Source organism: Billgrantia endophytica (genome assembly GCF_002879615.1).
In the GTDB taxonomy this organism is placed as follows: Bacteria; Pseudomonadota; Gammaproteobacteria; order Pseudomonadales; family Halomonadaceae; genus Halomonas; species Halomonas endophytica.
The window spans coordinates 37,095-57,076 of sequence record NZ_PNRF01000027.1; the positions used below are offsets into that span (position 1 = coordinate 37,095).

The 19,982-nt window shown below is 57.3% G+C and carries 18 protein-coding genes and 1 pseudogene; 11 read left to right on the top strand and 8 right to left on the bottom strand.

Features of this window, described 5'->3' with window-relative positions:
• Nucleotides 1–594 precede the first annotated feature (594 nt).
• The 6 genes from C1H69_RS12215 to C1H69_RS12240 are packed head-to-tail and all read left to right on the top strand — an operon-like array spanning nucleotide 595 to nucleotide 5,989.
• Nucleotides 595–1,929 (top strand): FAD/NAD(P)-binding protein, encoded by a 1,335-nt coding sequence (locus C1H69_RS12215; RefSeq protein WP_102653686.1) that lies wholly within the window; start codon nucleotides 595–597, stop codon nucleotides 1,927–1,929.
• Nucleotides 1,895–2,680 (top strand): HpcH/HpaI aldolase family protein, encoded by a 786-nt coding sequence (locus C1H69_RS12220; protein ID WP_165789470.1) that lies wholly within the window; start codon nucleotides 1,895–1,897, stop codon nucleotides 2,678–2,680. Before C1H69_RS12215 ends, C1H69_RS12220 begins: the two co-directional genes overlap by 35 nt.
• A gap of 47 nt (nucleotides 2,681–2,727) precedes the next feature.
• Entirely contained in the window at nucleotides 2,728–3,744 is a 1,017-nt protein-coding gene (locus C1H69_RS12225; protein WP_102653688.1) for an aminotransferase class I/II-fold pyridoxal phosphate-dependent enzyme, read from the top strand.
• Nucleotides 3,731–4,096 (top strand): cupin domain-containing protein, encoded by a 366-nt coding sequence (locus tag C1H69_RS12230; RefSeq protein WP_102653689.1) that lies wholly within the window; start codon nucleotides 3,731–3,733, stop codon nucleotides 4,094–4,096. The genes C1H69_RS12225 and C1H69_RS12230 overlap by 14 nt, the downstream gene beginning before the upstream one ends.
• Complete coding sequence (locus C1H69_RS12235) at nucleotides 4,093–5,343, top strand: hypothetical protein (RefSeq protein WP_102653690.1); 1,251 nt, start codon at nucleotides 4,093–4,095, stop codon at nucleotides 5,341–5,343. The genes C1H69_RS12230 and C1H69_RS12235 overlap by 4 nt, the downstream gene beginning before the upstream one ends.
• 10 nt (nucleotides 5,344–5,353) lie before the next feature.
• Nucleotides 5,354–5,989, top strand: coding sequence for a LysE family translocator (locus C1H69_RS12240; RefSeq protein ID WP_102653691.1), 636 nt, complete (start codon nucleotides 5,354–5,356; stop codon nucleotides 5,987–5,989).
• A gap of 138 nt (nucleotides 5,990–6,127) precedes the next feature.
• Here C1H69_RS12240 and C1H69_RS12245 read toward each other — a convergent pair whose 3' ends face one another.
• From C1H69_RS12245 to xseB, 5 genes and pseudogenes are all read right to left on the bottom strand, one after another.
• On the bottom strand, nucleotides 6,128–6,886 hold the full coding sequence (locus C1H69_RS12245; RefSeq protein WP_102653692.1) for a DNA -binding domain-containing protein: 759 nt from the start codon (nucleotides 6,884–6,886) through the stop codon (nucleotides 6,128–6,130).
• Between the two features lie 369 nt (nucleotides 6,887–7,255).
• Nucleotides 7,256–7,597: pseudogene (locus tag C1H69_RS24145) on the bottom strand (IS30 family transposase); the annotation flags it as partial.
• Nucleotides 7,598–8,121: 524 nt separating this feature from the next.
• Nucleotides 8,122–10,080, bottom strand: a complete 1,959-nt coding sequence (gene dxs, locus C1H69_RS12255) for a 1-deoxy-D-xylulose-5-phosphate synthase (RefSeq protein ID WP_102653693.1) — start codon at nucleotides 10,078–10,080, stop codon at nucleotides 8,122–8,124.
• A 57-nt stretch (nucleotides 10,081–10,137) separates the two neighbouring features.
• Nucleotides 10,138–11,022 carry a farnesyl diphosphate synthase gene (locus C1H69_RS12260; RefSeq protein ID WP_240609929.1) on the bottom strand — a complete coding sequence of 295 codons (885 nt, stop codon included), beginning with the start codon at nucleotides 11,020–11,022 and terminating at the stop codon, nucleotides 10,138–10,140.
• Nucleotides 11,012–11,305 carry an exodeoxyribonuclease VII small subunit gene (gene xseB, locus C1H69_RS12265; protein ID WP_102653695.1) on the bottom strand — a complete coding sequence of 98 codons (294 nt, stop codon included), beginning with the start codon at nucleotides 11,303–11,305 and terminating at the stop codon, nucleotides 11,012–11,014. The genes C1H69_RS12260 and xseB overlap by 11 nt, the downstream gene beginning before the upstream one ends.
• Before the next feature lie 265 nt (nucleotides 11,306–11,570).
• Here xseB and serA point away from each other — a divergent pair, with 265 nt between their 5' ends.
• From serA to C1H69_RS12290, 5 genes are all read left to right on the top strand, one after another.
• Nucleotides 11,571–12,821 carry a phosphoglycerate dehydrogenase gene (gene serA / locus C1H69_RS12270; protein WP_102653696.1) on the top strand — a complete coding sequence of 417 codons (1,251 nt, stop codon included), beginning with the start codon at nucleotides 11,571–11,573 and terminating at the stop codon, nucleotides 12,819–12,821.
• 334 nt (nucleotides 12,822–13,155) lie between these two features.
• The gene (locus C1H69_RS12275) at nucleotides 13,156–14,433 is read left to right on the top strand and encodes a Zn-dependent hydrolase (RefSeq protein ID WP_102653697.1); all 1,278 of its coding nucleotides are present in this window, start codon (nucleotides 13,156–13,158) and stop codon (nucleotides 14,431–14,433) included.
• A gap of 238 nt (nucleotides 14,434–14,671) precedes the next feature.
• Complete coding sequence (locus C1H69_RS12280) at nucleotides 14,672–15,592, top strand: DMT family transporter (protein ID WP_102653698.1); 921 nt, start codon at nucleotides 14,672–14,674, stop codon at nucleotides 15,590–15,592.
• A gap of 86 nt (nucleotides 15,593–15,678) precedes the next feature.
• Complete coding sequence (locus C1H69_RS12285) at nucleotides 15,679–16,470, top strand: enoyl-CoA hydratase (protein ID WP_102653699.1); 792 nt, start codon at nucleotides 15,679–15,681, stop codon at nucleotides 16,468–16,470.
• A 168-nt stretch (nucleotides 16,471–16,638) separates the two neighbouring features.
• Nucleotides 16,639–17,481, top strand: a complete 843-nt coding sequence (locus tag C1H69_RS12290) for an IclR family transcriptional regulator (RefSeq protein WP_102653700.1) — start codon at nucleotides 16,639–16,641, stop codon at nucleotides 17,479–17,481.
• Between the two features lie 107 nt (nucleotides 17,482–17,588).
• On the opposite strand, the gene C1H69_RS12295 is transcribed toward C1H69_RS12290, so the two are convergent.
• From C1H69_RS12295 to C1H69_RS12305, 3 genes are read right to left on the bottom strand one after another with little or no spacing between them, the layout of a single operon-like run.
• Nucleotides 17,589–18,098 carry a MarR family winged helix-turn-helix transcriptional regulator gene (locus tag C1H69_RS12295; RefSeq protein ID WP_102653701.1) on the bottom strand — a complete coding sequence of 170 codons (510 nt, stop codon included), beginning with the start codon at nucleotides 18,096–18,098 and terminating at the stop codon, nucleotides 17,589–17,591.
• Nucleotides 18,099–18,132: 34 nt separating this feature from the next.
• Nucleotides 18,133–19,428 carry a TRAP transporter large permease gene (locus C1H69_RS12300; RefSeq protein ID WP_102653702.1) on the bottom strand — a complete coding sequence of 432 codons (1,296 nt, stop codon included), beginning with the start codon at nucleotides 19,426–19,428 and terminating at the stop codon, nucleotides 18,133–18,135.
• Nucleotides 19,421–19,963, bottom strand: coding sequence for a TRAP transporter small permease (locus tag C1H69_RS12305; protein ID WP_102653703.1), 543 nt, complete (start codon nucleotides 19,961–19,963; stop codon nucleotides 19,421–19,423). The genes C1H69_RS12300 and C1H69_RS12305 overlap by 8 nt, the downstream gene beginning before the upstream one ends.
• Nucleotides 19,964–19,982: the final 19 nt, after the last annotated feature.

Sequence of the window (19,982 nt, forward strand, 5' to 3'; positions counted from 1 at the left end):
ACGGGCCTCCCAGGTTCCTGGGAAACCTTTGTGCGAACATGTCCTGCTCTCCGACACCGGTGACCTTTCCCCGCAAAGCCAGTTGAGCGGGTCAATGTTGCCTTCCAGGGCAGCAAGACTGTCGGCGGTCACATAAACAATAATTTCGGTGCTCAATCACACGGCCCATTCGCTCGCTGTCTACGCTTCGCAGCGGCGGTTGCCCGACGCCACGCAAGACTCGCTACCGGCTGGTGGCTAACTTTGACCGGGTGGGACTCTCACCCACTGGGTTTCGATTCACCCTTTCCACCACGATTGAGCAGTAGGTTTCCCGGGTGACCAGGCTTCGCCTGGCGCACTGCTGCAGTTATTCTATGAGCCCAGATACGAAATCCTGGGCGGTTTACTTCGTCCATCGTCATGCTCATCGCGAGGTTACCTCGCAGTATGATATGAGCGAGCTTTGATTGAGTTTTTCACTGGCTTTCGTTGGCAACGATTTTTCGCACAGACTCAAAGGGAACAGGGAGAAATTTGGTTTCAGAAGTTCCTCCCTACCGCACTGAAAGTTAGTAACTATTCTGGACTTATTCAATCGACAGGGAAGCCCAGATGAAAAAGATTCGTAGGGTAGCAATTATTGGTGGCGGCGTCGGGATGATGTCCATTCTCTACAAAATGGCTAAAATCGATGTCAGAAACTGTGAAATCTGCGTATATAGAAAAAACACAGCAGGCATTGGAGAGGCCTATAAGCTCAGCCCTGACTACCTAATAATGAACACGCGAAATGATGCAATATCGTTCTTTGATGAATGTATTAATTATGGCAAGTGGTTGTCGAAAAACCATCCTGCTTTAAGCAAGAAGGAAGAATTTGTTCCGCGACGTGTTTTTGGACAATATCTCCTGGACGTAAACAAGAGCCTACGATCAAGACTTAATCGACAGAACTGCATCATTCACTACGACAATTCCGCTGCAAGAATTACAGAGAACAACCAGATAGTGACAGAGAGGGGAGAGACATCACACAAGCATGATGTGATATTTATTTCTATCGGTTTTGGCTGTGAGTCAAACACTGCCGAAGTAGAATCCGTGCTTGACAGAGTTCCCTATAAGGGTGTTTTAAATATTGTAGGCAGTGGGCTAGGTGCCATTGATGCCGTAATAAGCAGTCATAACTATCGCCCCGATATTCATATATCCTGTTTCTCACGGGAGGGGATGTTTCCAGCAGTAAGGGGAGACTTTGGCATTTCAGAATTATCTATTTTTGAGCGAAATGAGCGGTTACTGAAGACCCCGTCTTTAACCTTAATGTTTGCAACATTAAGGAAAGAGTGCAGACGAATATGTGGTGATGAGAGTGACTACCAGATGCTGGTTAACCCGAGAGGGGATTTGTTGTCAGAGTATCGCAAAGTGCTAAATAGAACGCCTGCATGGCAGAGCATGCTTTATTCCGGCACTAATCAGTATTCAATTTTCTTTTCTCAACTCAGCGGCCCGGAGAAACACTGGCTAATGTCCCATAGACCGAAATTTATTAATCGCCGCGGAATGTTTCCTCAAAGGAATGCGCGATGGCTGCTTAGTCTTATGGATAATAATTCTCTCTCTATAAAATCCAGGAACATATCTCTACCGGAGACATTAAAGGGACATTGGCTGAGCTGCATAAACTCAAACAAGGGGATAAAAAAATTTCTTCATTTAAGTAAAATCAAGACTGATGCCTACGGAGGTGCGCTTATTGATAAAAACGGACGAGCAAAAGATCACAGAAATATATACGTTATCGGCCCTGCCACGAATAGCTCCCGGTACTTCACGGAGGCATCATCGCTAACCGTTACTCACTGTGAGCAAGCAGTTTCTGATGCATTTAGAGAGAAAGGAAATAAACATGAACACAAAGAACTTCGTAGCCAATTCATTTAAAAGTCAGTTGCAAGGCGGAGAGAAGCTACACGGGATTTGGTTCTCATCCTGTAGCGAAATAATTGCGGATGTGATCCGTGATTCTGGCTTCGACTGGGTGCTGATCGATATGGAGCACTCCATCAATACAACAGAGAAGGTTGCCAGCTTACTTCGTTGCTTCCGTGATTCGGATGCAACACCCATTATTCGACCTCCGGTCAATGAACCCGTTGAGATCAAGCGGCTCCTAGATATTGGGGTGAAGAATTTTCTGATCCCCATAGTTGAAAACGCAAGTGACGCGGAGCGCGCTGTTCAGTCAACGAAATACAAGGGGGTAGGAGGTCTTCGAGGTGTGTCACTAGGGCAAAGTGCAAACCGCTTCGGAAGGATTAAAAACTACTTCGAGCAGGCCAACGATGATATCACTGTGATTGTCCAGGTGGAGAGCCGGAATGCCATTAGCAATATAAAGAATATTGCAAGTGTTCCTGGTGTCGACGGTATCTTTGTTGGTCCAGCAGACCTGTCCGATGACATGGGACTGACTGGGAATACATTCGATGATGCCGTTCAGGGCCAGATATCTCTTATGATCGACCTCTGTAAGCGAGTCGGTAAGCCCGCAGGGACACTGATTTTCAATGAAGACTATGCCAAGCGCTATTACGCGGACGGATTCAGCTTCATTGCGTGTTCATCAGATCTTTCGTTACTTCGTAACGCAGCAGATGCTCAAGCAAGCGCCTTCGGCCTTGTCAATAAGTAAAGTAATTAGGCGCGCCTTCTGATAGGCGTGCCTTTTAGGAGAAAAAAATGGGAGTCGATTTGTCTTTAGGTGTGCCAGAATGGCCGACCTCTAGTGCTATTATAAGGTTCCAAGAGAACTTTAAATTAAACCTAAACGATATTTATTCGTACCCAACCGCCATAAGCGATGAAGAATCTATACCGGTATTAAGCGTGTTGGGTGACTACTTTTCTGTTGACTTCATCAGTGACTTTTCTCTCTCGGTCCACAATGGCGGACGGGCAGCACTTCACGACATCCTGAAATACGCCTTTTCGTCAATGAAAGTCAAGGAAATATTTCTACAGCAACCATGTTGGTTTGGTTACAATGAGATATTGAGTATGGCTCCGTGGGTGCCGCGCACTATATCTCAGTATAAGAAAAGTGACACTCGGAAACTAATTATCATCTGCCTTCCAAATAATCCTGATGGGCAAATAAATCTTGACTTTGAAATTGATGAGCCCACGACGCTAGTGATTGATTTAGTCTATTTTTCATTTCTTGGCGAGAGAGAACGGGAGGAGGTTTCCAAGTTTATAAAGCGATATTCTAGCCAGACACTATTGGTCCTCAGTACGTCTAAGACTTGCTGCGCACCAGGTGTGCGGGTTGCGTACGTGGCGTCTAAGAATTCTGAAATGACAATGCAGCTTAGGACTCTGCAGAAAGAGTCATATAATCTGCCGTCTAATCTTAATAGAAGTATATCAGCAATGCTCTGGAATAACAAAGAGGAAATTTCCAAGGTGCGAGATTTATATATTGATCTCCGAACGGCTGTCGAAAGTGAATTTGTCAAGTCTAACCTAGATTATAGGATATTTGGCATGTTCATTTGGGTGGTGATAAAGGGGGCTGATGCAAAACAGGTTATCAGTGAAGTTCGGGGACGTTGCGGCTACATTGGGGCAAGTGGAGCCCGCTTCGGGGCTCCAGACGGAACACGATGGACTCTCAGGACAGGGGTTAATTACAAAGTCCTAGTAGAGGCGCTTGTCAAAATCAAGGACCAGGAGAGGCAGTATGATAAAGCTTAATCTTCATGATGCGGAAAATGCAGAATTAGCCTGGGAAGACTTTACAGAGAATGGCCGGAAGCACGTCAAGCACCTCCCCCTGTTTGACGCAACGGATAACTGTGTCCCCGGAAGCCGCTGCTCTTTGCTGAAATATCTACCAGGCGCAGTAACTCTGCCACACGTTCACACTGGCTATGAATTGATTTTCGTATTGTCTGGAGTTCTCTATGATGATTTCGGGGAGTATTTAAAGGGGGATTTGATAGTCTACCATCCAGAGTCAAAGCATGGTCTACGATCTCCAGATGGATGTGTTTTTTTAGTCATTTGGGAAAAGCCCGTGACACTGGCCGTTGAGGTTAAACGATGACAATAGACAAGGACATAAGAGCAATTTATTCTCTTGTGAATGATCAGTCTGTCGTTGATATAATTGCCTTTGGCAGTTGTCAGGTTCCTGACTATTTGATTTACCTTATAAGTGAGGCCATTATTGCCAAGCCTTTCAAGAGCAAGTTGGGCGTAATAGGGGCCTCGCTAGCAGGTGGTGGTTGGCACGGCGGCCTTAACACCTTAGCACTTCGAGATCAGATTGATTGGGTCGTCGGTGGCTACTATGGAGCGGCAAGGGTAGTAGCCGCTCAGATCAGCAGGAACAAGGTTACAGGTTATTCACTTCCGCAAGGCATTATAGCACATGCGGTAACAACAAAAGATAGGTCCATTGGTATAAGCATAGGCAATGGGACATTTATTCAGCCAGAAAACCGCGGTGGAAAATTAGGCGGCATTCAGTGCCTTGCTTCGTTAGTAGAGAGAGCTGATGAGAACACTTTGAAGTATAAGCTGCCCGACTCTGATATTGTTCTTATCCGAGGAAAGGGTCTAACCAAGAGTGGCAATGTTATTCTTGAAGAGGACCCTATTGATCTGGATTTGCACGACGTTGTCGCTAGCGCTATGGCACGTAAGGCGCATATCCTAGTACAAATTCCTGAGAACGCAGTCTTCGATTCTCTGGGCGGCTACTCGCAGGACATTTTTTCTCACGTCGCATATGCGCCTCGTGCTATGCATGCTCCGACCTACCGTACCGACTACTTATCTGTGGAGGATCCACGGCGTTTAAGTAGGACTATTGACAGCCAATTTATATCGGAGGCGTTCATTCCCAGATTAAGCGACAAAGAATCGACAATCATTGGTATTGGCTTGCCTGTCGCGTGCATCAACAACTTACCTCCTCATAATATGATTGATATCTGCATTGAGTCTGGACATATCGGAGGGGTTCCCATTGATGGGGTTGGATTTGGAATTTCAGTAGGGGTAAAGCGAAAAACATCCCAGAAAGCGATGTTTGAAAGAATATGGAACTCTGACATCGACCATGCTATTCTCGGAGTAGGCCAATGTGTCGACGGCGTTAGTATAAATATTGCCCGACTGGGCGGTGCCGTCTTTGGGGTTGGTGGGTTCATCGACATTGTGCAGTCGGTACGGAAGATCACCTTCTGCAATCGCAGCGGAAAACCAGCATCGCCTCCTGGCGAAGTTGCCGAGTGGTTGTGCTATAGTTTTGATCCGGAGCAGGATGTGAAGATTTTGAACATATAGGGGTTTCTGAATGTTTTCTTACGCAGAGTGGGTGACGTTCTTAACTTTAGCAGTCGCGGCAACCCTGTCGCCAGGGCCAGCTGTTTTGCTCGCGGTTCGCAATGGTGCACAAATAGGTTTCAAGCGCTCCTTAAGTGGGATCACTGGGAACGTCTGCGCAATGCTTACTTATGCGTTATTGGCTACTATTGGGGTGGCCGTGGTATTTAGCGCTTTCCCCATGTTCGCATTCTGGGCACAAGTTCTAGGTGGTGGGTATCTTATCTTTCTTGGATTAAAACTTCTACTTAGCAGGAGAGAGGTCAATGCACAGGCCTCGGACTTAGCAGCAAATGCAACCAAGCGTGGCCGACTATTCGCCGAGGCTTATTTAGTTGGACTTTCAAACCCCAAGGCATTACTTTTCTATTCCGCACTTTTCCCACAGTTCGTAAAGCCTGGGGAACTAATATTAATTCAATCTACTTCGCTTGCATTAACATTTGCCTTTTGTTCTTTTACAGCGCTCTGCATTTATTCTTGGCTTGCAAGTCGAGTTGCCACTCGGCTTTCTTCGGGCCGCGCCTGGAGTTTTGCCAATCAGTGCAGTGGCATAATCTTTATGGGTTTAGGCGGCGGCCTCATTTTCAACTCTACATTTCGCTAGAGCGCTATAAGCTAGCCCTAGCTCAGTTTCTACTGAGAGATTGCGAGAGGGCACTGCCCTATCAGCAGCTCATACCAGAGCGCTGATGGGCATCTTTTTATTTGTCACGCATTGCTTCGTTTCCACAAGGACATCATCTTAAATAAGTTTCCGGTATCCGCCTTGTATTAAACCTTTTGTTTTTTTGATACTGTATCGAGTTCTAGCTCTCATCCAACCGTCTGGTGTCCAATTTTTATTTACTGATTCCGCCCCAAACAACCTCGTGGCTATTTCCTTATGCGATGCCCCCTCCTCTATAGACCTTGCGATCAACAAGCTTTCTTTGGCGGAAGGGTTTTCGTTTATTATTTTATTGTTTTTATCCTTCAATATTTGCCAAAGCGACTGCGCAACATTAATTTTTGTTAAAACCCCTTCCGCCATAGGGAGGCATAATTGAATTGTTTTGCTGTGGTCGATTTCCTCAAGGCGGGCTAGGACTAGCTGATAAAACTTAAACCCATATATAATCTTTATCATGCATTTTCCACTGCGCTCGAATATAGCTCCCGTAATATTTACATGGGGTAGACAAGATATATCTGACAAGCTTAGCCCTGAGCAGTTGCATGTTTTTGCCTCTATAGATTTAGTGGATAGGGATGGGTCCCAAAATACATTGTGTCCGGTGAGATCTTGGCTGCTCGGTGTGTTAAGCACCCCCCATTTCCCTCTTAACACCTCATCTTCTTTTTTGTACTTTGTAAATCTCACCCCTCCTAGTGTTATATGGCTATTATGAGCCTTCTCTATTTTTTCACATGCCTCATTAACATCCATTCTAAATTCATTGTTTGCTCTCAACAAAAGCCACGCCAAGTCCAATCCATCATTTTTTTTCCCTTTGTCGCGCATATCTAGCGATCCTTATAGGTTTAAGTGAAAACCATTTTCGATGATGCGCTGATATAGCGCCGCAAGAGGGCGTGTCCTTTACTTAGTCTTTATAGGGCGTTCTCAATGAACAAGTACTCATATGGTCTCCTCCCGGCTTGCAAGACCTCAGTCTGAGGAAAGGAACAGGTTGGCTTTCATATATCAGGCCTGTTGTTGAAGCCTGAGGATTCTGGCCTTGATGAGACATCCGCACATACTGTCTTTATCAACACTTCGGCATTGTCTACCTCAACAGCTCGTTGGCGTTGAGGGGGCCGCCATCCGCTTGGAACCTCGCTGCCATGGCCTATGGGGGTCAGCGAAGTAGATCGCTGTACTGGTCTTCTAAGTGATCTCGGCATGTTTCACCATCTCTCTACCTGGGTCATAGGTCATGGACAGGCGCAGGAAGCGCGAGGTTCGCTCCACGTGAGCGTACCGACGGCAGAGCAATTGTTGGCGCCAATGATGAGGCCCCCTCCCAGTGGCCATCACGCGATCTTCTATCTCAGGCGGCCGCATATGGATGCTGACCAGTCTGGGAATCTGCTGGCGTTGCCCCTTGCCACGATGTCGTGGCCGGCGCTTGTCATTGCCCTGCCATAGACAAGCGATAAGTTCCTTCTTGAGGCTGCCGCGAGGCATTACATAGAGCGCGTTGCCGTAGAGGCGCGAGCGTAGCAGCATCGCCAAAAAACACTAGGGGTGGGGTAAGCCTCCATCAGCAACGAAAGAAAAGGGAAGAAATAGCAATATTCGAATAAATGCACGCAGATTGCCTACGTAAGATGTCACGATATCAACACAACCCCGCATTATGAACTTCGACTAACGTTAGTGCTTTGCGCGTTTTGTCATAGATATCTTGCAAGCTTTGCCATATATCTCTACAAAGCACTGTCCTATATTTCCTACAAGCATCCCGACAAGGACGCCCGCTCCCGCAATGCAAACGATGGGATAATATCCCTCCAAGGAGTACAAAGACTCTTCTGGAAACAATCATAAGGAATCCCTTTTATTTATGAAAACCCATGCTGCCGGATACAGAACAGAACATCATTGATGCGGCCGCAAGCGGAACGAGCCGACACAGGGGACATGAGAGAGGTACCGGTAAGACTAGGCCACGAACACATCGCCCCGGTCGGTAACCGGGGAGATGTGTCGGGGATATGCTTGCGGGTCTGCACTGGAGGCAGACAGAAGCGCCGTCAGGCGTTCAGGCGCCGCCGGATACTCGCCAAAATGCTGGCAGCATCCAGCCCGCATTCGGCGAGCAGCTCCGAGGGCTTGCCGTGTTCGACGAAGGCGTCGGGCAGACCGAGATTGAGCACCGGCGCCAGAACGCCTGCGGCGGCCAGCAGCTCATTGACGGCACTACCGGCACCGCCCGCCACCACGTTCTCCTCGAGGGTGACCAGCAGGTCGTGCTCGGCGGCGGCGGCCAGGATGGCTTCCCGATCCAGCGGCTTGATCGAGCGCATGTCGAGATGGGTGGCATCGAGGCGTTCGGCTACTTCGGCAGCGGCGGTATTGAGGCTGCCGAAGGCCAGCAGGGCGACCCGCGAGGCGTCGGCTCCACTCTTGCGACGCAGCTCGGCCTTGCCGATCTCCAGTGGCTCCAGATGAGCGGGTATGTCCACGCCCGGTCCGGTACCACGGGGATAGCGCACCGCCGCCGGGCCGGGATAGTGATAGGCGGCGCTGAGCATGCCGCGGCATTCGGCTTCGTCGGCCGGCGCCAGGATCACCATGCCGGGCACACAGCGCAGGAAGGAAAGATCCATGCTGCCGTGATGCGTGGGGCCATCCTCGCCGACCAGGCCGGCCCGGTCGATGGCGAAGGTGACGTCGAGCCCCTGCACCGCCACGTCGTGGATCAGCTGGTCGTAGCCGCGCTGCAGGAAGGTGGAGTAGATCGCCACCACCGGCTTCATGCCCTCGCAGGCCATGCCGGCGGCCAGCGTCACCGCGTGCTGCTCGGCGATCGCCACATCGAAATAGCGCCCGGGATACTCCTTCGAGAAGCGGATCAGGTCGGAGCCTTCACGCATGGCCGGGGTGATACCGATCAACCGCTCGTCGGCCGCCGCCATGTCGCACAGCCAGTCGCCGAAGACGTTGCAATACTTGCGCGGCTTCGGGCGCAATAGATCGTTGCGCGGCTTCGGGCGCAATGGATCGCTGGCCGTCTTGGCCGGTGCGTTGGGCTTGAGCGGCGGCGCGTCACCGTTCTTTTCCAGCTTGGTGATGGCGTGATAGCCGATGGGGTCGGCCTCGGCGGGCAGGAAGCCGCGCCCCTTGCAGGTTTTCACATGCAGGAACTGGGGGCCGTCCAGGTCACGGATGTTGCGCAGGGTCTGGACCAGGGTGGGCAGGTCGTGACCATCGAGCGGGCCGATGTAGTTGAAGCCCATCTCCTCGAACAGCGTGGCCGGGCTGACCATCCCTTTCATGTGCTCCTCGGTGCGCCGTGCCAGCTCCAACGCACCCGGAAGATGCGACAACACCTTCTTGCCCTCTTCGCGAATGGCGAGGTAGGGCTTGCTGGACAGGATGCTCGCCAGGTAGCTCGCGATACCGCCAACGTTCTCGGAAATCGACATCTCGTTGTCGTTGAGTATCACCAGCAGGTTGGCTTCCACATGGCCGGCATGGGCCAGGGCCTCGAAGGCCATGCCGGCGGTCAGGGCTCCATCGCCGATCACCGCACAGACACGGCGCTTCTCGCCCCGGGCCCGGGCCGCCAGGGCCATGCCCAGCGCCGCCGAGATCGAGGTGCTGGAATGTCCCACCCCGAAGGTGTCGTATGGGGATTCGGCACGCCGCGGAAAGGCCGCGAGCCCGCCATACTGGCGGATTGAGGTCATCGCCTCGCGTCGGCCAGTCAGTATCTTGTGCGGGTAGGCCTGATGGCCCACGTCCCAGACCAGACGATCGAAGGGAGTCTCCAGGGCATGATGCAGCGCCACTGTGAGCTCCACCACCCCCAGGCCGGCACCGAAGTGACCGCCGGAGACGCCCACGCTATAGAGCAGGTAGGCGCGCAGTTCATCGGCCACCTGGGCCAGTTGGGCAGAATTCATCGCCCGCAGCGCTGCCGGTGTGTCCAGCGTGTCGAGTAGCGTTGTCACCGGGCGCTCGCCAGGCATTTCATCGTAGAGCTTCATGTAGGCTTCTGTCTGTCAGGGAAACGTGAGCCAATGACCGCTATGGATCGCGCTTCCTCAGTGGTCTCGCTCGATCATGTAGCGTGCCAGTTCGGCCAGCGGTGCACTCGCATCGCCCAGCGGCGAGAGTGCCGCCAGCGCCTCCTCGGTCAGTTCGAGGGCTCGCGCCCGAGCACCATCCAGCCCCAGCAAGGAGGGGTAGGTGGGCTTGTCACGGGCCGCATCGGCGCCAGAGGCCTTGCCCAGCACCCGGGTGTCGCCGGTCACGTCGAGAATGTCATCATGGATCTGGAAGGCCAGCCCAAGCGCCTGCGCATAGGTATCCAGCGCCGCTACCCTGGGGTCGCTCTCGTCGACCGCCGTCAGCGCGCCCATGCGAACCGCCGCGCGTATCAGCGCCCCGGTCTTGTGCGCATGCATGGTGGCCAGGGCCTTGACATCAGGGTGGCCGCCAACCGCCGCCAGGTCCAGCGCCTGTCCTCCCACCATGCCGTCACGGCCGGCAGCCCGGGCCAGCGTCAGCATCAATACCGGCAGGCGCGGATGCGCAGCGCGTGCCAGCACCTCGAAAGCCAGGGTCTGCAGGGCATCGCCGGCAAGGATCGCCGTGGCTTCGTCATAGGCGCGATGTACCGTCGGCTGGCCGCGGCGCAGGTCGTCGTCGTCCATGGCCGGCAGGTCGTCATGCACCAGCGAATAGGCGTGGATCAGCTCCACGGCTCCGGCCGGGGGGTCCAGGTCGGCATCGGTGGCCTCCAGGGCCCGACCGGCCAGGTAGACCAGTACCGGCCGCAACCGCTTGCCACCCACCAGAAGGCCATGGCGCATGGCGGCTTCGAGCCTTGGCGCAGGCGCCTGGCGCGCGTCGAAGGCACGAGACAGGAAGGCGTCCACCCGGACGCGATCGGCGGCCAGGCGAGCCGCGAAGGAGTCAGCGCTCACCCTCGCCCTCCGTAGGCGCACTGAAAGGGTCCAGGTCGGCGCCGCCATCGGGGCGTTCGATCAGGGTTCGCACGCGCAATTCGGCTTCGTCCAGGCGACGCTGGGCGTCCCGGGTCAGCCGTACACCCTGCTCGAAGGCGGCCAGGGAGCCTTCCAGGGTCAGCTCACCGGACTCCAGTCGCTCCACCAGCTTTTCCAGCCGTTCGACGGTGGTGGCGAAGTCGACACCGGCGTCTTCGCTGGCCACCGGATCGGCCGTTGATTGCTTGTCACGTTCTGCCATGGAATCTCTAGCCCATCACCGCTATCTATAGGGGCCACAGTATACACGCTCTCCCCTTTGGGTCGTCTGTCTGCGACGCCCAACGTGCAGCCCGCTCATCCTGGCAACGCAGCAAATTCATCTTTGACCAGAGTGGTTGTGCTACCATAAGCGCCCTGTTTCGAGCCTGCCCTAGCCCGCAGCCGTTTCTGACCGGCTGGCCCTCAGGCTCTCCATCGTCACGACACAGCATGCGGCTCGCACCGAAGAAGGGGTTGATTCGACCATGGCCAAAACGTCCCTGGACAAGAGCAAGATCAAAATCCTGCTGCTCGAGGGCGTCCACCAGAGCGCGGTGGACAATTTCCTGAACGCCGGTTACACCAATATCGAGCATGTGCCGACCTCATTGGACGAAGCGACACTGATCGAGAAGGTGCGTGACGTTCACTTCATCGGCATTCGCTCCCGTACCCAGCTCAACGAGCGGGTGTTCGAGGCCGCCGAGCGACTCGCCGCCGTCGGTTGTTTCTGCATCGGCACCAACCAGGTCGACCTGAACTCGGCGCTCATCCGTGGCATTCCGGTCTTCAACGCCCCTTACTCCAATACCCGTTCGGTGGCGGAGCTGGTGCTGGCAGAAGCCATCATGCTGCTGCGCGGTATTCCCGAGAAGAACGCCCGCGCCCACCAGGGCGGCTGGCTGAAGAGCGCCAAGAACTCCCACGAAGCCCGCGGCAAGACGCTGGGCATCGTCGGCTACGGCAACATCGGGGCCCAGCTCTCGGTGTTGGCCGAATCCCTCGGCTTCAATGTCATCTTCTACGACGTGGTGACCAAGCTCGGCATGGGCAACGCCAACCAGGTGGCAAGCCTGGAGGAGCTGCTGGCCCGCGCCGACGTGGTCAGCCTGCATGTGCCGGAACTGCCGTCCACCAAGTGGATGATCGGCAAGGAGCAGCTGGCGCTGATGAAGCACAGCGGCATCCTGATCAATGCCTCTCGGGGCAGTGTCGTGGTGATCGAGGAACTGGCCGAGGCCCTGAAGGCCGGCCGCCTCTATGGCGCCGCCATCGATGTCTTCCCGGTGGAGCCCAAGGGCAACAACGAAGAGTTCGTCAGCCCCCTGCGCGGTCTGGATAACGTCATTCTCACCCCACATGTCGGCGGCTCGACGCTGGAGGCCCAGGAGAATATCGGCATCGAGGTGTCCGAGAAGCTGATCACCTATTCGGACAACGGCACCACCGTGACGTCGGTCAACTTCCCGGAAGTGGCCCTGCCCGCCCACCCGGACAAGCATCGCGTGCTGCACATCCACGACAACGTGCCGGGCGTGCTCTCCGAGATCAACCGGGTGCTGTCCGAGAGCGGTGTCAACATCTCCGGCCAGTACCTGCAGACCAACGAGAAGGTCGGCTACGTGGTCATCGACGTGGACAAGGCCTACGGCCCCCAGGCGCTCGAGGCGCTGCGCAAGGTCGAACACACGCTGCGCGTGCGCGTGCTCTACTCCGAGACCAATTTCGAGGAGTAAGGCCGTCGTCCGATACAATTCACGCTTTGCCATAAGATCCAGGCACCGCAGCGTCCGACGCTGCGGTGCTTTTTTTGGATCAGGAAAAGCTCCTTGACAAAAATCGGGACGATGAGAATACCCTTCCCTCCCATGAAACTTGTCCTTTGCAAGGCCTATCATGGGTAGTGTGTGGCGGTATTCTTCACCGTGGCAGCCATCCTGGTGGAGCGCTTTCCTGAGTTCCAATGCCACATTCAAGGAAGACGCCGAGCGGGCCCGTACCCATCAATTGACTGTCGCCATGCGCTGATTCACTCGGCACTCACTCTCGACAACGACAAAAGGATGCTCCATGACGACTGCTCAAGCACCACATGCCATGACCGACCTGCGCACCGACGGCGACCGTCTTTGGACGGCGCTGATGGATCTTGCCAAGCTCGGCGCCACCCCGAAGGGGGGCGTCAATCGCCAGGCACTGACCGACCTGGACCGACAGGCTCGGGACCTGTTCATCGAATGGTGTCGCGCCGAAGGCTGCAGCGTGCGGATCGACGTCATCGGCAATATCTTCGCCCGCCGCCAGGGGCGAGATCCGGATAGGCCCGCCGTCCTGGCAGGCAGCCATATCGACACCCAGCCCACCGGGGGGAAATATGACGGTTGCTTCGGGGTACTGGCTGGGCTGGAGGTCATTCGTACACTGAATCAGCACGGGGTCGAGACACGGGCCCCCATCGAGGTGGTGGCCTGGACCAACGAGGAGGGCTGTCGTTTCCCCCCCTGCATGATGGGTTCCGGTGTCTTTACCGGCCAGTTGGGCCTGGAGGCGATGCTTGCCCGTACCGACGACGAGGGGGTCACCGTTGGCGATGCGCTCGATGCCATTGGCTACCGGGGGCGCGATGCGATCGCTACCAGTGAGATCGAGGCCTACTTCGAAGCCCACATCGAGCAGGGGCCGATACTCGAGGACACCGGCAATACCATCGGCGTGGTCATCGGCGCCCTGGGACAGAAGTGGTTCGACCTGACCCTGACCGGCGTCGAAGCCCATGCCGGTCCCACCCCCATGGCGCTGCGCAAGGATGCGTTGATGGGCGCTGCGGAAATGGCCCTGGCCGTCAACCGCATCGCCAATGCTCGCCAGCCTCATGGGCGCGGCACGGTCGGGTCCATGAAGCTCCATCCGGGCTCGCGCAATGTCATTCCCGGCCAGGTGACAATGTCCGTCGACCTGCGCCATCTGGAGCCCGAAGCCCTGGACGCCATGGTCGAGGAACTCGATGCCGCTGTCGACGAGATCAGTGCCCGCCATGGCCTGACGGCCGAGCTTACCCCAACCGCCGACTTTGCGCCGGAGCATTTCGACGAGACCTGTGTCAGCGCGGTGCGAGAGGCATCACGCCAACTCGCCTGCTCCTGCATGGATATCGTCAGCGGTGCCGGGCACGATGCGATCTTCGTGGGTCGCGTGGCGCCGTCGGCGATGATCTTCGTGCCCTGTGAAAACGGCATCAGCCACAACGAGAGCGAGAACGCCACGCCCGAGGATCTGCACAGCGGCTGCAACGTGCTGCTACACGCCATGCTGAAGATCGCCGAGATCGCCCACGCCGACGAGGAGTGACGGCATCTGCGCGAGGCCGGCGCCGTCATCATCGGCAAGACCACCTCGCCTGAAGCCGGGACCTGGGCTATATCGACATGCCACCGGACATTGCGACACGGGTGCAGACTGGACGACCGGGAGGAGACGCATCACCGTCAGGCTTCGCCGCTACGCCGTGTGACGTAGCGGTGTTTTTTGTGCTAATTGTTAGTGCCCAAATAAAATCCTGCCTGCGGGCAAGAACAGAGACGCTTGCATGCCTACCGGAGTCGCCTACCTGATCGTGGTGCTGGTATGGGCCACCACCCCACTGACCATAAAATGGAGCGCCGAAGCCGGGGCACCGGTAGGCAGCGTGGTGCTGCGCATGCTGATCGCCTTTCTGGCAGGAATGGCCATCACCCTGGTGCTGCACCGTCGGTGGTTCCGTCTCGATCTCACTGCCATGAAGAGCTACGGTGCCGCAGTGCCCGGGGTATTCGGCGCCATGGCGTTGAGTTACCACGCGTCCATGACGCTGCCGTCGGGATTGATGTCGGTGATGTTCGGCATGGCGCCATTGATCTCGGGACTGATCATGCAGATGCTGCCAGGGGCGACGAAACTCAGGCGCTGGCACTGGATCGGCTGCGGGCTTGGCGTAGTGGGACTTGCCGTGGTGTTCGCCGATAGCCTGATGCTGGGTACCGACCAACTCACGGCACTGGCCATGATGCTGGCGGGCGTGACGCTGTTCAGCGGCAGCGGGATCGCCGTTCAGCGGGTTGCCGCCGGGCTCGAGCCACTGGAGCAGACACTGGGCGCGCTGGCGCTCAGCCTGCCCTGCTTCTTCATACTGTGGCTTGCCAGCGGCGAATCCTACGCCGTGCCATTGACCACCCGCGGCCTTTGGGCGGTGCTCTATCTCGCCCTGTTCGGCTCGCTGCTGGGTTTCCTCTGTTACTACCTGATTCTCTCGCGCCTGCCCGCCGCCACCGTTGCGCTGGTGACCCTGATCACCCCGGTGCTGGCGCTCGGCCTGGGCATGGTCCTGAACCAGGAGCAGCCCTCGGCCTCGATGCTGCTGGGTGCTTTCCTGATTCTGGTGGCGCTGGGTGCCTACCTGTTCGGTGATCGCCTCGCACGGCTCAAGGCGGTGCGCGAAACTTCGGATATTGGAAGCCACGACAGCCTCTAAAACCATCTTTGGTCGCAGGCCCCACGAAATCCGCCCATGACGGGCTAGTCTGGTGACGGCAAATTTTCCTGCAAGGAATCGATCCAATGCACACTTCCGATGATGAACGCCCGCTGGTTCGCCACGACGACGATGGCGTCGCCACGCTGACCATGAGTCGCCCTCGCCAGTTCAACGCACTCTCGGAAGAGATGCTCGATGCATTGAATGGCGAGCTCGCCCGGCTAACGGCGGACGAGTCGGTACGCTGCGTGGTGATCGCCGCCGAGGGTCGCGCCTTCTGTGCCGGCCATGACCTCAAGCAAATGCATGCCAAGGCCGATAAAGCCTACTACCAGACGCTGTTCGCCCGCTGCGGCGAGGTGATGCAGCAGATCGTCGCCCTGCCGGTACCGGTAATCGCCAGGGTGCAGGGCCTGGCTACGGCCGCCGGCTGTCAGTTGGTGGCGAGCTGCGACCTGGCCGTGGCGGCGCGCTCGGCCCGTTTTGCCGTATCGGGCATCAACGTGGGGCTGTTCTGTTCCACCCCGGCAGTCGCCTTGAGCCGCAACGTGGGGCGCAAGCGTGCTCTCGAAATGCTCTTTACCGGGGAGTTCATCGATGCCGAGCAGGCACTGGACTGGGGTCTGGTCAACCGGGTCGCCGATGACGATCAGCTCGACCAGGCCTTGGGCGTCCTCACCGCCAGTCTTTGTGCCAAGAGCGGCGCAGCGGTGCGGGCCGGCAAGGCCATGTTCCAGCGCCAACTGCAGATGCCGCTGGACGAAGCCTATGCCTTTGCCGGCGACGCCATGGCCTGCAACATGATGGCCGAGGACGTGGCCGAGGGCATCGAAGCCTTCCTCGAGAAGCGCGACCCGAACTGGCGGCATCGCTGAGGGGCAGCCAGAAAGCGGGAGCGAACAGGCAAATGGAAGGCATTTCCGCCCCCGCGACAAGGTAAAACGAAGCGGGTATCCTGATGGCTGCTCTCGTGCCAGAGACAGACCGGGCCCTGGCTGATACTCGCCAAACAAAGGCCCACCACAGGATTGGAGAAAACGCAGGTGAGTGAAGTGAAACGCAGAACGGCGGGACGGCCGCCAGGCCCCGGCAAGAGTACGAGTGGCCACAGCCAGTCGCTGGTGCGAGGGCTCACTCTGCTCGAACGGCTGGCGGCAACACCGGGCGGCCTGGCCCTGTCCGAACTGGCCGAGATGGTAGAGCTGGCCCCCTCCACCACCCATCGCCTGCTGCAGGCGCTGCAGAGCCAGGGCTTCATCACCCAGGATACCGAACTTGCCGTGTGGAAGGTCGACGTCAAGACCTTCCGTATCGGCAACAGCTTCCTGGAAGCCCGGGACTTCGTGGCCACCAGTCGCCCTTTCCTGCGCCGCCTGACCGCCCAGACCGGCGAGACCGCCAACCTGGGCATCCGCGACGGTGCAACGGCCGTGTTCCTGGCCCAGAGCGAATCACCGCAGATGATGCGCATGATCACCCGCCTCGGCTCCCGGGCGCCCCTGCACGCCTCGGGCGTCGGCAAGGCGCTGATGGCCTGGCTCCCCGATGACGAATTCGAACGCGTGCTGGCCGAGCGAGGCCTGGCCCGCGTGACCGAAAATACCCTGCACACGCCCGAGTCCCTGCGCGCCGGTCTGGCCGAAATACGCCGGCAGGGCTACGCCTGCGACCGCGAGGAGCATGCCATCGGGCTGCACTGCGTTGCCGCCTGCGTGCACAACGAGTACGGTACGCCGCTGGCGGCCATTTCGGTTTCCGGCCCGGTGGCCCGCATTCCCGAATCCCGCCTGGTGGCTCTTGGCGAACTGGTACGCGAAACCGCCGCGGAGATCACCGCCCGCATCGGCGGCCAGGTACCGGTGGTCGATAGGAAGACGGAAGCCTGATGCACACTCGCCAGGGCGTGCTTGCCGCTCTGGTACCGCCAGCAGCGAATCCAGGGTTCCCGGCTCAGGGTGCGAGTCTAGACGTGGCGTAGAGATGGCAAGACGGATCAGCCAATTCGCTCCAGTTGCCGCTCGAGCTTGCGCATCACGTTGAGCAGATCCCGGTATTCGCCAGCGGTCAGAGTCGCGACCAGCTCCGCCTCCCAGGCCTGCGCCTCGGGAATCAGCTCGGCGAGCATCGCCTGGCCGGCGGCGGTCAGATGCAGGTCATGCAGCCGCTGGTCTCGTGGCGACGGTGTCCGGGTGATCAGGCCACGCTCCTCCAACGCCTGGATCGCCCGCGAGACGCGGGCCTTGTCCATGTTGGTGTAGGTACAGACCTTCTTGGCGGTCAACTCGTCGCAATGACTGAGCCAGGCCAGTACCCTCCACTGGGCGATGTTGAGCTGATAGCGCTCCTCATAGAGCTGCGCCAAGGCCTGACTGATACGGTCCGCCAGGCTGTTGAGCCGATAGGGAAGGAACTGATCGAGGTCCAGCTCGGGTTTCGTCGACAGCTCGCCCGGGCTTGCAGTGCCATCCCTGGCTGAATCAGCTTGGGTATCTTCCCTGTTCATCACAGCCCTCCTCACCCACGCTTGGTATGAAAAATCAGTAAAGCAGCCGTGGCAGGAACAGCACGATACCCGGAAGCACCAGCACCAGCAACGCACGGGCCATGCCGGCAAACCAGAATGGCGTCACACCGCGGAAGATCGACCCCGTGCTCACGTCCGGCAACACTGCTCGCAATACGAACACGTTCATCCCCACCGGCGGCGTGATCAGGCTGATCTCGATCATGATCACCACCAGGATCCCGAACCACACCAGATCGTAACCGAGACCCGCCACCACCGGAAAGAACACCGGCACCGTCAACAGCATCATCGACATGCTCTCGAACACGCAGCCCAGCAACATGTAGATCGCCAGGATCACGAGAATCACCATGAAGGGTGAGATGTCCATACTGTTGACGAACATCAGCAGGTCGTTGGGCAGGCCGGCCCGGTTGATGAAGTTGGCGAAGATGAGTGCCGTGAGCACCACGGCGAACAGCATGGCGGTGGTGCGCACGGTATCCATCAGCACGTTCATCAGTACCTGCGGCGTCAGGGCCCGGCGCCACAGGGCGATGACGAAGGCACCCATGGCGCCGATGCCCGCCGCTTCGGTAGGTGTGAACACGCCCAGGTAGATACCGCCGATCACCAGTACGAACAGCGCCAGGGTGCTACTCACGCTCTTCAGCGCGACCATCCGCTCGGGCCAGGGCACCCTCGCGCCGGCGGGACCCGCATCCGGGTCGCGCCATATCACCCACTTCACCGCTCCCAGGTAGAGCACGATGCCCAGCATGCCGGGAATGAAGCCCGCGGCGAACAGCTCGCGGATGCTGGTCTCGGTGAGGATGCCGTAGATCACCAGCATCACACTGGGCGGGATCAGTATGCCCAGGGTGCCACCGGCGGCGATCGACGCCGAGGCCAGCGAATCCTTGTAGCCGTACTTGCGCATCTGTGGCATGGCGACCCGACCCATGGTGGCGCAAGTGGCCAGGCTCGAACCGCAAATGGCGCTGAAGCCGCCGCAGGCAACGATGGTGGCCATCGCCTGGCCTCCCTTGCGATGGCCAAGGAAACCGTTCGAGGCCCGGAACAGCGCGTCCGACAGCCCGGCGTGGGAGACCAGGTTGCCCATCAGGATGAACAGCGGGATCACCGACAGGCCGTAGTCCATGGCGGTATCCACCACGCGTCGTGCCGCCATGGCTTCGGCCGCATTCCAGTTGCCGGTGAGGTAGTAGAAGCCGACAAAGCCGACGATCCCCATGGCGAAGGCCAGGGGCACCCGCAGAAACGCCAGGAACAGCAGGGCGGCGAAGCCGTAGAGCGCTTCAGTCATTGTCGCCTCCCTTGCTCAGCGGACCACCACGCTTGACCACCTTGATGCCCTCCAGAAAGTAGAGCACGGCTCGGCCCAGGGTCAGCAGCGCCGACACGGCCAGCATGATGGACATCAGGAAAACCAGGTAACCATTGGGGATGCGTAGAAATTCGGTCACGTCGCCCCACTCCATGGCCCGTTCGCCCAGTGCCCAGACCCGACGGGCCATGACCCACAGCGCCCCGGTGACGATCAGGTTGACGATCACCTGGCGGATCCAGATCAGCCCGGTCGGAAACACGCTGTCGAGCAGGTCGATGCTGACATGCTCCTCGCGCCAGCACACCACTGGCAGCGACAGGAACACCACTGCCGCCAGCATCAGCTGGGTCAGTTCGACGGTTCCCAGGATCGGCGAGTTGAAGAAATAGCGGCCGGTCACGTCCGCCGTGGTCAGCAGCATCATGGCGAAGAGAGTGGCACCCGCCACCCCCTCCAGCCCCAGCTGCATGGCACGGCCGACCTTCAGCCATAACGTCGACGAGATCGCCATGGTCCAGACTCCGGTTGGA

Coding starts and splice junctions, on each gene's coding strand:
- dxs (WP_102653693.1), bottom strand. CDS start 10,080: ATGAAGCTCTACGATGAAATGCCTGGCGAGCGCCCGGTGACAACGCTA.
- C1H69_RS12225 (WP_102653688.1), top strand. CDS start 2,728: ATGGGAGTCGATTTGTCTTTAGGTGTGCCAGAATGGCCGACCTCTAGT.
- C1H69_RS12300 (WP_102653702.1), bottom strand. CDS start 19,428: ATGACTGAAGCGCTCTACGGCTTCGCCGCCCTGCTGTTCCTGGCGTTT.
- C1H69_RS12275 (WP_102653697.1), top strand. CDS start 13,156: ATGACGACTGCTCAAGCACCACATGCCATGACCGACCTGCGCACCGAC.
- serA (WP_102653696.1), top strand. CDS start 11,571: ATGGCCAAAACGTCCCTGGACAAGAGCAAGATCAAAATCCTGCTGCTC.
- C1H69_RS12280 (WP_102653698.1), top strand. CDS start 14,672: ATGCCTACCGGAGTCGCCTACCTGATCGTGGTGCTGGTATGGGCCACC.
- C1H69_RS12235 (WP_102653690.1), top strand. CDS start 4,093: ATGACAATAGACAAGGACATAAGAGCAATTTATTCTCTTGTGAATGAT.
- C1H69_RS12245 (WP_102653692.1), bottom strand. CDS start 6,886: ATGCGCGACAAAGGGAAAAAAAATGATGGATTGGACTTGGCGTGGCTT.
- C1H69_RS12240 (WP_102653691.1), top strand. CDS start 5,354: ATGTTTTCTTACGCAGAGTGGGTGACGTTCTTAACTTTAGCAGTCGCG.
- C1H69_RS12285 (WP_102653699.1), top strand. CDS start 15,679: ATGCACACTTCCGATGATGAACGCCCGCTGGTTCGCCACGACGACGAT.
- C1H69_RS12215 (WP_102653686.1), top strand. CDS start 595: ATGAAAAAGATTCGTAGGGTAGCAATTATTGGTGGCGGCGTCGGGATG.
- C1H69_RS12295 (WP_102653701.1), bottom strand. CDS start 18,098: ATGAACAGGGAAGATACCCAAGCTGATTCAGCCAGGGATGGCACTGCA.
- xseB (WP_102653695.1), bottom strand. CDS start 11,305: ATGGCAGAACGTGACAAGCAATCAACGGCCGATCCGGTGGCCAGCGAA.
- C1H69_RS12230 (WP_102653689.1), top strand. CDS start 3,731: ATGATAAAGCTTAATCTTCATGATGCGGAAAATGCAGAATTAGCCTGG.
- C1H69_RS12305 (WP_102653703.1), bottom strand. CDS start 19,963: ATGGCGATCTCGTCGACGTTATGGCTGAAGGTCGGCCGTGCCATGCAG.
- C1H69_RS12220 (WP_165789470.1), top strand. CDS start 1,895: ATGAACACAAAGAACTTCGTAGCCAATTCATTTAAAAGTCAGTTGCAA.